Origin of the sequence: Paenibacillus sp. DMB5 (genome assembly GCF_001517085.1) — a bacterium.
In the GTDB taxonomy this organism is placed as follows: Bacteria; Bacillota; Bacilli; order Paenibacillales; family Paenibacillaceae; genus Paenibacillus_AQ.
Genome location: NZ_LRAC01000140.1, coordinates 214,586 through 226,475 on the forward strand (window position 1 = coordinate 214,586; position 11,890 = coordinate 226,475).

7 protein-coding genes and 3 pseudogenes are annotated in these 11,890 nt (G+C 51.9%); 2 read left to right on the forward strand and 8 right to left on the reverse strand.

Going from position 1 to position 11,890, the window contains the following annotated elements:
• Positions 1 to 36: 36 nt before the first annotated feature.
• A pseudogene (acsA, locus tag AWJ19_RS23675) lies at positions 37 to 1,706 on the reverse strand (acetate--CoA ligase).
• A gap of 212 nt (positions 1,707 to 1,918) precedes the next feature.
• On the opposite strand from acsA, the pseudogene AWJ19_RS23680 reads away from it, so the two are divergent.
• Positions 1,919 to 2,550 (forward strand): annotated as a pseudogene (locus AWJ19_RS23680) (GNAT family N-acetyltransferase).
• A gap of 11 nt (positions 2,551 to 2,561) precedes the next feature.
• Here the strand turns inward: AWJ19_RS23680 and AWJ19_RS23685 are convergent.
• From AWJ19_RS23685 to AWJ19_RS23695, 3 genes and pseudogenes are all read right to left on the reverse strand, one after another.
• Positions 2,562 to 3,262: pseudogene (locus AWJ19_RS23685) on the reverse strand (5'-methylthioadenosine/adenosylhomocysteine nucleosidase).
• 107 nt (positions 3,263 to 3,369) lie between these two features.
• Positions 3,370 to 4,380, reverse strand: coding sequence for a catabolite control protein A (ccpA, locus tag AWJ19_RS23690; protein ID WP_068727591.1), 1,011 nt, complete (start codon positions 4,378 to 4,380; stop codon positions 3,370 to 3,372).
• 274 nt (positions 4,381 to 4,654) lie between these two features.
• On the reverse strand, positions 4,655 to 5,107 hold the full coding sequence (locus AWJ19_RS23695) for a hypothetical protein (RefSeq protein WP_068727593.1): 453 nt from the start codon (positions 5,105 to 5,107) through the stop codon (positions 4,655 to 4,657).
• Between the two features lie 208 nt (positions 5,108 to 5,315).
• Here AWJ19_RS23695 and AWJ19_RS23700 point away from each other — a divergent pair, with 208 nt between their 5' ends.
• Positions 5,316 to 5,840: a type 1 glutamine amidotransferase domain-containing protein gene (locus AWJ19_RS23700; RefSeq protein ID WP_068727594.1), complete on the forward strand. Its 525-nt coding sequence runs from the start codon at positions 5,316 to 5,318 to the stop codon at positions 5,838 to 5,840.
• Between the two features lie 92 nt (positions 5,841 to 5,932).
• Here the strand turns inward: AWJ19_RS23700 and AWJ19_RS23705 are convergent, their stop codons facing one another.
• The 4 genes from AWJ19_RS23705 to AWJ19_RS23720 all read right to left on the reverse strand — a co-directional run bounded on the left by AWJ19_RS23705 (position 5,933) and on the right by AWJ19_RS23720 (position 11,692).
• On the reverse strand, positions 5,933 to 7,339 hold the full coding sequence (locus AWJ19_RS23705; protein ID WP_068727596.1) for a hypothetical protein: 1,407 nt from the start codon (positions 7,337 to 7,339) through the stop codon (positions 5,933 to 5,935).
• Positions 7,326 to 7,850 carry a sigma-70 family RNA polymerase sigma factor gene (locus AWJ19_RS23710; RefSeq protein WP_241781860.1) on the reverse strand — a complete coding sequence of 175 codons (525 nt, stop codon included), beginning with the start codon at positions 7,848 to 7,850 and terminating at the stop codon, positions 7,326 to 7,328. Before AWJ19_RS23710 ends, AWJ19_RS23705 begins: the two co-directional genes overlap by 14 nt.
• A 204-nt stretch (positions 7,851 to 8,054) precedes the next feature.
• A complete protein-coding gene (ptsP, locus tag AWJ19_RS23715; RefSeq protein ID WP_068727598.1) occupies positions 8,055 to 9,812 on the reverse strand; it encodes a phosphoenolpyruvate--protein phosphotransferase in 1,758 nt (585 codons plus the stop codon).
• Positions 9,809 to 11,692: a glucose PTS transporter subunit IIA gene (locus AWJ19_RS23720; protein WP_068727599.1), complete on the reverse strand. Its 1,884-nt coding sequence runs from the start codon at positions 11,690 to 11,692 to the stop codon at positions 9,809 to 9,811. The genes ptsP and AWJ19_RS23720 overlap by 4 nt, the downstream gene beginning before the upstream one ends.
• Positions 11,693 to 11,890 lie beyond the last annotated feature (198 nt).

Below are 11,890 nucleotides of genomic sequence, written 5' to 3' on the forward strand. Positions count from 1 at the left end.
GCAGGAACCGGTGTTTCTTTGTATCTTCCTATCGGATTAATCCTCAATGGTGGAGAGGTCGCCTGCCGGAAGCTGCAGCTCCCAGGCCTTCAGCACGCGGCGCATAATTTTGCCGGAACGGGTCTTGGGCAGTTTCTCTTTGAACTCAATTTCACGGGGGGCAGCATGCGCAGACAGCCCTGCTTTGACAAAGGCCGCAATCTCATCCTTCAGCTCTGCAGTCGCTGTATAGCCTTCTCTGAGCGATATAAAAGCCTTTATAATCTCTCCCCGCAGCAAATCGGGCTTCCCGATAACCCCTGCCTCAGCCACGGCAGGGTGCTCTACCAGCTTGCTCTCCACCTCAAAGGGGCCGATGCGCTCCCCTGAGGAATTGATTACATCATCGATCCGGCCCTGGAACCAGAAATACCCGTCCTCGTCCATATAAGCAGAATCACCGGAGATGTACCAGCCGGGTATCCGGAAGTATTCATCGTATTTAGCCTGGTTGTTCCAGATCTTCGCCATCATGGAAGGCCAGGGCGTACGGATCGCCAGATTACCCATCGAATACGGCGGCAGCACATTACCCCTGTCATCGAGAATGGCTGCCTCAATGCCTGGCAGCGGGCGTCCCATGGACCCCGGCTTAATATCCATCCCGGGATAATTGCAGATCAGCTGGGCTCCGGTTTCAGTCATCCACCACGTATCATGAATACGCTGATGGTAGACTTTATCGCCCCAGCGTACCACCTCCGGATTAAGCGGCTCTCCTACTGACAGCACATGCCTGAGGCTGCCAGATCGATTCCGGCAAGGCTGTTCTCCCCTGCACCCATCAGCATGCGGAATGCTGTAGGCGCACTGTACCAGACGGTGACAGCGAAGCGCTCAATCGTTCTGTACCAGTCTCCCGGACTGAAGCGTCCGCCCCGCACCACATTGGCAACACCGTTCAGCCAGGGCGCGAAAATTCCGTAAGAGGTGCCGGTAACCCATCCGGGGTCTGCGGTACACCAGTAGATATCATCTGGCCGCAAATCCAGCACAATTTTGCCTGTATAATAATGCTGGATCATCGCTCTCTGTACATGGTAGACCCCTTTGGGCTTCCCGGTAGAACCGGAGGTATAATGCATAATGAGGCCATCCTCCAGGGTAAGCCATTCCGGCTCCAGTTCCGCCTTCGCTGCCGCCATCTCCGCCTCATAGCTGATGATTCCCTGCTCCTCTACGTCCCCGCCAACTACTATAATATGCCGGAGTGCAGGCAGCTCCTCCCGTCTCACCCGTTTCAGCAGCTCCGGTGTAGTCACCAGAGCAACCGCACCGCTGTCCTCCAGCCGGTCTTTTACAGCTGTCTCCATAAACGCCTCGAACAGCGGCCCTGCCACTGCCCCAACCCTGAGGACACCGAGCAGGCTGAAATACAGCTCCGGGCTGCGCGGCATAAAAATAAAAACACGCTCTCCCTTGCCCACGCCGTATTTGCGCAGAACATTACCAAAACGGCTGGAATGTTCCTGGAGGTCAGCGAAGGTATACCGCTCTTCCCGGGACGAATCGCTGTAGATCAGGGCAGTGGATCCACCACGTCCTTCCGAGACATGGCGGTCAATCGCTTCATGGGCCATATTCACCTTGCCGGTGTGATACCAGGAAAAAGTCCGCTCTACATCCTCCCACCGGAATTGCTGCACTGCCAGGGTATAATCCTGCATATTAGCATGTTCTACACGGCCCGGCAAAATTTCATCGTGGACTTGCCCCATTACTCTTGCCTCCCCTGCTGGATTGATTTAAGCTTGAAAAGCGGGAATTCTTTAACCCGCCAACTGTCAATGCGATAATTGTGAATATTTTATGTCGGAATCAGTATAACACAGTAAGCGATTTCATTCCATAATTTAGTTAGACGGAAGGAGCCCGGTACATGGAGCACTGTAAAATCCCAGTCTCGCACACCCTCCTGCATAACAATAGCCTAATCACCGTGAGCGGCCCTGTGTCTTCAACCTTTTTGCACAGCCTCACTATTCATCCCGATCTTGATGCATTCCGCAAACCGCATGAGCAGCTGGAGGCCCTAATAGAAATCAGCGAATTATCTGAAGGCCGGGTAATTGCCGCCGTCTGTGACCAGATCCTGGTTGGTTATGTCACTTTTCATTATCCGGATGAGCTGGAGCTGTGGTCACAGGCCAATATGCCTGATCTGATTGAACTGGGGGCAATAGAGGTAGCCGATGGTTACAGGGGGAGCGGACTTGGCAGGCAGATGCTTGCCTCCGCTTTTGAGAAGGAACAGCTGGAGAATTACATTGTGTTCACTACAGAGTACTACTGGCACTGGGACCTTAAAGGCAGCGGTCTGGATGTATGGGCATACCGGAACATGATGGAAAAGCTGATGAAATCTGTGGGGATGGTCTGGTATGCACCGATGATCCGGAGATTTGCTCACATCCGGCCAACTGCCTGATGGTCCGGATCGGCAGCAGGGTGCCTTTGTCCTCCCAGGAGACCTTTGACAGAGTCCGCTTCAGGCAGCGTTTTATGTATTAGCCGATTAATCTTTACAGCTCCGCCGCTTTCAGCATATATTCGAGAATGGCATGTGAGGACCGTGCTGCCTTGACTGTAAATTCATTATAGCTTAAATGGGCTGAACCGTCGGCTTTATCCGACATGGAACGGATGATAACAAACGGAGCCTCATTCATATAACAGACCTGGGCAACAGCCGCCCCCTCCATCTCTGCGCAAGCGCCGTTCAGATCCCGGTACAGCGCTTCGACCGCTTCACTGCTGGCGATGAACTGGTCCCCCGAAAGCACAATACCCGTTACATAATGCTGCTTCAGCTCTTTACAGGCCTGCTCGGCCAGCTTCACCAGTTTCTCGTCTGCGGTAAAGACAGACACCTCCTGATACGGAATAACCCCCTTGGGGTAGCCGAGCGCCGACACATCCATATCATGCTGAATACAGGCCGAGGAAATGACGATATCGCCGATATCAAGAAGGGGATGAACCGCTCCGGCCACTCCGGTAAAGAGTACCTTGATACGCCAAACGTATCCAGCAGAATTTGCGTGGTGACTGCCGCATTCACTTTGCCGACCCCTGATTTGCAGAGAACCGCCTTTCTGCCAAAAACGTCGCCGGAATAGTATGTAACCCCTGCCTTGACTGCAGTCTGCTTGTTGTCCATGCTGCTGAGCAGCAGCTCAATTTCCTCATCCATCGCGCCTATTAATCCGATAACCTCACTCAATCGATATTCCTCCGTTACCTCCGCTGTCGCGGGAATCTGAAACCATTCACCCCGGGCAACATAAAAAGCTCCCGAAGGAGCTTTCTACGTACCTCTATAAAAGATTCTTACTTGTTCACGTGATTGACAGAGAGGCGGAGAATAGTCTCATGCGGCAGAATAACCCGCGGATTCTCAACGGTCTCCTTCTTCATCAGCTTGGTCAAAAGTCTCATTGCAACCGCACCCAGGTCATACATCGGCTGAGCTACAGTAGTCAGCAGCGGACGAACCATGGACGCCATGCGGATGTTGTCTACGCTGATGATCGAGAAATCATCAGGAACCTTCAGACCTTCATCCTGAATGCTGTGGATGGCGCCAATCGCCATTTCATCAGTTGCAGCAAAGATGGCTGTCGGCTTCTTCTTGAGGCCAAGGAAGTACTTCATCGCTTCGACACCGGATTCGTAACGGTAGTTACCGATGCGCACCAGGTCTTCCTGATACTCGATTCCAGCAGCTTCCAGTGCTTTCTTGTAGCCCTGGAACCGCGCATAGCCGTTAGCCGGATCCTGCAGCGTCCCGCTGATCATCGCTATTTCACGGTGCCCGTGACGGATAAGCGTGTTCACAGCATCAAAAGCCGCATTCTCATGGTCGATATCAACCGAAGGATAGGTGCCCTTCTCGTCGCGGGTTGCACAAAGCACGATTGGAACAGCCGAGGTCTGGAACGCCTGGATATGCTCTTCCGTTACCGTACCGCCCATAAAGAGCAGCCCGTCAACCTGCTTCTCCAGAAGCGTATTGATTACACGGATTTCCTTCTCTTTGCGTTTGTCCGCATTACACAAAATAATGTTGTAATGATACATGTTCGCGATATCCTCAATCCCGCGGGCAATTTCCGCAAAAATCGAGTTGGAGATATCGGGAATGACAACTCCTACGGTTGTCGTTTTCTTGCTGGCGAGACCTCTCGCCACGGCATTTGGACGATAGCCCAAACGTTCAATTGCTTCAAATACCTTCTTCCGGGTCTGCGGCTTCACGTTAGGGTTATTATTCACAACCCGTGATACCGTAGCCATAGATACGCCTGCTTCGCGAGCTACATCGTAAATGGTTACCGTCAAATTACTCTCTCCATTGCGATAAATTTTATCGTTCGACTAATTAAAATTATGATACGACACTTTGTACAATTGTGCAATGATAACGCTTCATTTTCCTTTCAAATTTCTTTCAAAGTTAAAAAAGTCCTGTGAAAGTATGAAGTTTTTGTCTATAAACCGCAAATACAGCACGTTCATCCTGCACAAATAATGAGCCTGATACTATGGTAACAAAAAGTCCGTGAAAAATCCAACATTCGTGAAAAATTTTCATCATTTTTGCAGAAAAAACTTTTCATTTCGCGCTTTCTGCCGATTGTACTGCCAATTGCGCCAGTCTGCTTCCGGTTTCTTCCATCCATTTCACATCAGCAAGCTCGACAGCAAGCCGGTAAACATCGAGCAGGACATCAATCCGGGCCTCAGCGGCTTCACGGATGCTCTCCTCCAGTTCACTGAACCCCCCGGGAAATTCGCCTGCACTTAAGACCTCCTTCAGCACACTCGCCCACTCATTCCGTTCAGCAAAAGATAGCCGCCGCCCCGGAATGACATTCTCCAGCTCCCCGATCAGCCTGCCCAGCTCCCTCTTAATGGATGGCAACGGTTCATAACGGGCGCAGACCCCGCATGTATACACGGGTACGTGAGTGATTTTGATCTTTGCGCTGTAAATCAGGGTGTGCATATGTATGGTCATGGTTCCGCCGCAGTTGCATGACTTTTTAACAACGTTATCTTTTAACATCTCCTACACCTCAGGCTGAAGAAATTGAAAAACGCAGAAAGCTACCTTTTCCAAAGCTATATTCGACTTCCGGCATCCAAACTCCTTCCGATTTGCATTAAATGATTTAATTGGCAATAAAGCAAAGTAATGTTTATGCAAAGATGACTTCATATTTCAAATTTGATAGAATGAACAGGATATCGAGATCCGAAGGGAGCTGCTGACAATGAGATTATCAGGTAAAAAAGTGATCGCACTGGTGGATGATGAATTCGAGGATCTGGAGCTCTGGTATCCGGTATACCGGGTTCGCGAGGAAGGCGCCGAGGTCCATCTGGCCGGACTTGAGAAGGGTAAAACCTATATCGGCAAATACGGTGTACCCGCGACAGCCGAATACTCCTGGGATGATCTGAGCGCAGCCGATTACGACGGCATTCTTGTGCCCGGAGGCTGGGCACCCGATAAAATCCGCCGCTACAGTGCCGTACTGAAGCTGGTTCAGGATTTCAACGCTGCTAAAAAGCCGATCGGCCAGATCTGCCATGCCGGCTGGGTGCTGATCTCCGCCAAAATCCTGGACGGGGTAACCGTTACCTCAACGCCAGGAATCCGTGATGACATGGAGAATGCCGGAGCTATCTGGAAGGATGAAGCTGTAGTGACTGACGGACACATCATATCCGCCCGCCGCCCGCCGGACCTCCCTCCATACGGTAAAGCCTTCTGCGATGCACTGGCCGGGGAATAAGCGGACGTATAATTTATTATCAAGCATGACAAACAAGCCCTGCCTCATCATCTCCTGAGGTTCAGGGCTTGTTCCGTTTCTTTGTCCGGCGGTTAGTCACGGATTTCGAGCGATACCTTCTGGTTAATCGGGGCCGGATAGCTGGTTATAGTAAATGTCAGCGGCTGGGCGTACTTATTGCTGCCTAATCCCACATAATCCAGCACAGGGATCGACTTCTGGTCGGCTGACGCCTGATACGGCGGAATATCATACAGTTCGGCGGATGAATGAATCTGGCCTTTGGAATCGGTAAACTCACTGTCCAGGATTAAAGCGTTATAGTATTTTTTCTTCCCCGGTGCTGTGTTATGATTCAGAATCATCGTTGTTCCTCTTTCGGCTGAGTACAGGGACATGGTTAAGTAATTGTCAGGCGCTTTGATGATCTGCTGCTTTTCCGTATCAATAACCAGTTTCAGGGCATCCTTATCCAGCGCCAAAATGCCGTCGAGCTGAAATTGAAGCGGCTGGCTGGACCGGCTGTCATTCCCGAAGATCAGAATCTCCTTGCCTTCAACCACCACTGTGCGGACAGGGCTCATACTCGAATAAATACGGCTGCTCCCCAATAAAAACCGCGGATTGATCATGGAAAAGATTTGTTTGCCGTTGTGCTCATTGTAAACGGGCTCCAGGTAAATCCCGGTCGCAGCAGTATACACTTCGTTGATACGGATTTCCTGTCCGTCTACCGTCAGCGTTTTGTTAACGGTGTGGACCTCGCCTGACTTGGCTATCTTCCCTTTATCCAGTGTAATAGGGACAGACAGCGCCGCCAGCGGCTTTTCTCCTGAGACTTCCGTTACAGTTCTGGATTTACCCAGCACCAGTTCAAGTGTAATCTGGTCCGGCAGCGAACCCAACCCTCCAGCCCACTGCAATATTTCGTAATCATATGTCGTTCCGGTTGGCACATCCCTGATATTTAAAGAAAAGCCGTAGGGATAGTTCACCGGTGAATAGCCTCTTCCTTCCAGCTGCAGATTATCCACACGGGCTTTTTGACCGGTATTATTTTGCAGGGAATACAAGATCATGATGCCCTTGCGGTCTGCGGCAATTCCGTCTACCTTCAGTACAAACCCGTTCTGCTCAGCCGTTACACCGCTAACCCGCTCTATCAATCCTGCTTCAATGGCTGTGGATACGGTAGTATCATTTATTGATTTTTCAAAATATGGTGTGAACGCCTCAATCATCTGTGATGGAGCTGATAAGTTCTGTGGTTCCAGCGGCTCCGGCTGCTTACCGATCCAGGGAACCGCGAACAGCGCCGCAGCAGCTAATACTACTGCTACACTTACCGAAAACCTTTTACGTGCTGATGTCCGGTTGCGGGCTGGGCCTGATATTCCGCTGCGTATTGCCGCATTCATTTTAACTTGCGGTATATCCTCCAGTTCCCTTGATATTCCGTCAAAATACTCCTTTAACAGCCTTTCTTCACTGCCAGCCATTTGCCGCTCCCCCTTTCATTTTGTTACGCAGCTGTTTGAGCCCCTTGTTCAGCCACGTTTTGACTGTTCCTTCCGGCTTGTCCAGTACTTCGGCAATCTCTGTTAACGTCATGTCGCGGTAGTATTTCAATACAAGCACCTGGCGGTATTTCAGCTTCACGCTGTCCAGCGCCTGCTCCATATCCAGCTTCCGGTCACTGGTCATTACCATGACAACCCCGCCGGTTTCATCCGTTGTTTTTACCGAAACCAGCCGCTTCCTCCGCTTCATTTCATCGTTGCAGCAGTTAACCATTATCCGTGTTATCCAGGGTGCAAATTTTCCGGAATCTTTAAGGCTTTTCCGCTTGCTCCAAGCCCGGTACGTTGCTTCCTGCAGCATCTCAAGTGCATCCGCCTCACTGCGGAAATAGCTGTAGGCTATTCCGTAGAGGATCCTTTTCTGTCCCGATACAAGGCTGATAAAGGCCTGAGCCTCCTCTTTGGCCTGCTGTACATGTTCAAGCTCCATCAGATTTTCCATTCTCCGCTATCTGAGCCTCCTTTATATGCAGCTTCAAAAGCTTCTTTTGTACTTCTATCTATACTGACTCCCGGAGCCCGGAAACGGTTTTACTTTTTTTTCTAATGCTTTTATGTGCATCCCTGTAACGCAAAAAGTCCGGCGTATTCGCCGGACCGTGCATTCAGCAAACCTGTAATTCGCTGATTTTCTCTACGATGTTTTTTCCTTTATTGCTTCTGCCGCCGTAGCTCCCCGTCCGGCAAATGTGCCAAGTACCTCTTCCGTCTCCAGGCTTGTCTTGTACCGGAAGCACGCTTTCGCCGTCTCTCTGGCCTCGGACGCTACGGTATTAAGGGTTCGGTGCTTCACACGCAGCAGTGCCTGCGGCGACATGCTGAGATTGCTGATACCGAGCTCCAGCCAGAGCGGCAGTGAACGTTCATCCGCTGCCAGCTCGCCGCAGACGCTGATATCAATGCCGGCGCTGCGTGCCGCCTGCACAGTCATCCGGATCATGCGCAGCACCGCCGGATGGTATGGATGGTACATATGGGCGATCTGCTCGTTCATCCGGTCCACGGCCAGTACATACTGCACCAGATCATTGGTGCCGATGCTGAAGAAATCGACTTCTTCAGCCAGGAGATCGGCAATCATAACAGCAGCCGGAACCTCAATCATGATGCCGACCGGAATGTTGGCGTTATAGGGAATGCCCCGCTGATCCAGATCCTGCTTCACCTCGTTCAATACAGCCTTGGCGGCCTGAACCTCTTCCACGGAAGAGATCATCGGGAACATAATTTTGACATTGCCGTAATGGCTGGCCCGCAGAATTGCCGTCAGCTGGGTTTTGAACAAATCCGTCCGGTCCAGACTGATGCGGATGGCGCGGTAGCCAAGGAACGGGTTCTGTTCTTCCGGGAGCTGGAAATAATCCAGATGCTTGTCTCCCCCGACGTCCAGTGTGCGGATAACCATCGTGCTGCTGCCAACCTTCTCGGCGACCAGCTTATAAACCTCAAACTGCTCTTCCTCTGTCGGAAAGGAGTGCCGGTCCATGTACAGGAATTCTGTACGGAACAGGCCGACTCCCTCCGCACCGTACTTCAGCGCCATATCCAGCTCCTTGACGGAGCTGATATTACCGGCCAGATGCAGATTAACGCCGTCCTTCGTAACAGCTTCAACGGTAGCGAGCAGCTCGAGCTGTTCCTTTTTGCGCTGCTGCTTATCACGTCTAGCGGCATATAACTGTATCGTGGCTTCATCCGGATGCAGCTGTACAATGCCGGTATCCCCGTCCATCGCCAGCATGTCGCCGGTCTGGATCGGATTGCTGATTTTGTTCTCAAGGCCCGCAACCAGCGGGATCCCGAGCGCCCGGGCCATGATTGAGGAATGTGAGGTTTTGCCGCCCATCATGGTGACAATCCCCAGCACGTATACCGGATTCAGGTGGGCCAGCTGGGACGGAGACAGCTCCTTCGCCACCAGAATGTAGGGCTGTGTATCCGAAGGCAAGGTCACCTCCGGAGCACCCAGCAGATGCTTGAGCAGACGGTTGCCGACATCCTTGATGTCTACCGCCCGCTCCTTCATATATTCATCGTCCAGCAGATCGAACATGGCTACGAAATGATCTATAGCTTCCTTAACGGCCACCTCGGCTGCCTTATACTGGCGTTCAATAATACCGCGGATCTCACTCATAAACACCGGATCATCCAGAATGGCCAGATGGGCGTCAAAAATGCTGGATTCCTCCGGCCCGACGACCTCACGGAATTCTTTTTTGATAAATTCAATCTCATCTTTAGAGGTGCGGATCCCTTCATATAACCGCTCAAATTCCTGGGCCAGATCAACCGGATTCACTTGCGTGTCCGGCAGGCTCCATTCCCAGTTAGGCAGGACAAAGGCCTTCCCGATAGCTACACCTGCTGCAGCGCCTATGCCTTGAATCATGCTTCCACCCCTCCAACACTTTCATGTAATACCACGGACATTACCGAAGACTGCCCCTTTTTAACATTTTTGAATGGAGCATAGCTCCACGATTTGACACGGTCAGGATTGGTGATAACCATCGGCGTTGCCAGCGAAGCGGCATGCTCCTGCAGGTAAGCCAGATCGAACCGGACGAGCAGCTGCCCCGGCTCCACGCTGTCACCTTCCTGTACAAGCGCCTCAAACGGCCCCTTAAGCTGGGATGTATCGATCCCGATATGCATCAGCACCTCAAGCCCCTCGGGCGTAGAAATGCCTATTGCGTGCATTGTAGGGTACACGTGCATAACCTTGCCGAATACGGGCGAGACCAGCTCTCCTTTTTCCGGATAAAAAGCCACCCCGTCGCCAACCAGCTTCGCGGCAAAAATATGGTCAGGCACTTCCTCAATCGGCATCATCTTGCCCTGAATTGGGGCACAGAACAGCACCTGCGGTAGATCGCGCAGCATCAGCTTGTCAATTTCCTCGCGGATCAGCTCGGAGTAGGTTCCGAATACCACCTGCACGTTGCCGCCGCCAAGCTTAATAATGCCCGCAGAGCCGAGGCCCTTGAGCGCTGATGTATCTATATATCGGTCGTTGTGCACCGTTAATCTTAGCCTTGTGATGCAGGCCTGCACCTGGACGATGTTTTCTTTGCCGCCCAGCGCCTCCAGAATCAGCGGAGCCTGATAAGGTATATTACCCGCCCAGTCGCCAAGCTCAGAGCCTTCCTCGCGTCCCGGAGTCGGAATCTGGAAGCGGCGGATCGCCCAGCGGAACAGATTATAATAAACAACCGCGTAGCCTATGCCGATCGGAATCAGCAGCCAGGCACGCTGGGAAAGATGCATATTCAGGAAGAAGTCAATCGCTCCCGCCGAATACGAGAACCCGTGATGAATGCCCAGAAGATAGGTCAGCACCATAGCCAGACCTGACATTACCACATGCACCGCGAACAGATACGGGGACGCAAACAGAAACGCAAATTCGATCTGCTCCGACACCCCGGTCAAAAAGCAGACCAGCGCGGCACGCAAAAAAGTCTTCTTGATCTTAGGCTTCAAATCCTCGCGCGCTTCCTGTATGATGGCCAGTGCAATTGCCGGGAGCGCAAACATCATAATCGGAAACAGCCCGGCCATAAATACGCCTGCAGTCGGGTCACCCGCAAAAAAACGCGGCAAATCCCCCTGAACGACCGCACTGCCGTCAGGAGTGGTAAAGCTGCCAAGCTGGAACCAGAACACATTGTTCAGGATATGATGGAGCCCGAAGGCTGTAAGCACCCTGTACAGTACCCCGTATACGAACACGCCGTACCCGCCGGCAGACTGTATATCACGGAACAGATGATCAAGCACATCCTGGAGCAGCGGCGAGACGCCGAGCATCACCCAGGCAAACAGCGCGGAGAACAGTCCCATGAACAGGAGCACAAAACGCGACCCGCCAAAAAACTGGATCGCCTCCGGAAGCTTGATATTTTTAAATTTGTTATGTGCCACACCGGCGACTATCCCGAGGATAATTCCGATGAGTGTTGCAGGCTGAACCGTTCCGTCGCCCATATTGGAAACAATCCGGTCATAGGTGAACATTCCCGCTAATGCTGCAAGACCGGCCGGCCCGGCCTGATTGGACAGCCCCCAGGCAACGCCCACAGCAAATAAATAAGGCATGAAATAAAATATTCCCTGCCCCGCGTATGTAGTCACTTCAGATACCGAAGAAAGTCCCCATGCAGACCACGGTAAGCTGCCCAGACTCAGCAGAATAGCTGCAGCCGGCAACACCATGGTAGGAAGCATTATGGCTCTGCCCAACTGCTGCAGTGATCCGAGCCAATTCAAGGTGACCCTCTCCTTTCGTTCTATGCTAAATGGTAAGCGCTCCAACAGTTTTTGTCAAAAAGAATACGCAACTCCTAGAATACCACGCGGGGCGGGAGGATGGGAAGATTATTCTGGCTGTCTGAGTCTGCTGAGTCAGTTACCATTATTGCTCCTGTTTCACCGGCTGCTTCAGCTCCCTTGCTGCTACAACTAACT

What these genes read in the sequence shown, in the direction of transcription:
- AWJ19_RS23710 (WP_241781860.1), bottom strand. Translation starts at nt 7,850, where the DNA reads ATGGAGCTTGAACATGTACAGCAGGCCAAAGAGGAGGCTCAGGCCTTT.
- ptsP (WP_068727598.1), bottom strand. Translation starts at nt 9,812, where the DNA reads ATGATTCAAGGCATAGGCGCTGCAGCAGGTGTAGCTATCGGGAAGGCC.
- AWJ19_RS23705 (WP_068727596.1), bottom strand. Translation starts at nt 7,339, where the DNA reads ATGGCTGGCAGTGAAGAAAGGCTGTTAAAGGAGTATTTTGACGGAATA.
- AWJ19_RS23700 (WP_068727594.1), top strand. Translation starts at nt 5,316, where the DNA reads ATGAGATTATCAGGTAAAAAAGTGATCGCACTGGTGGATGATGAATTC.
- AWJ19_RS23695 (WP_068727593.1), bottom strand. Translation starts at nt 5,107, where the DNA reads ATGTTAAAAGATAACGTTGTTAAAAAGTCATGCAACTGCGGCGGAACC.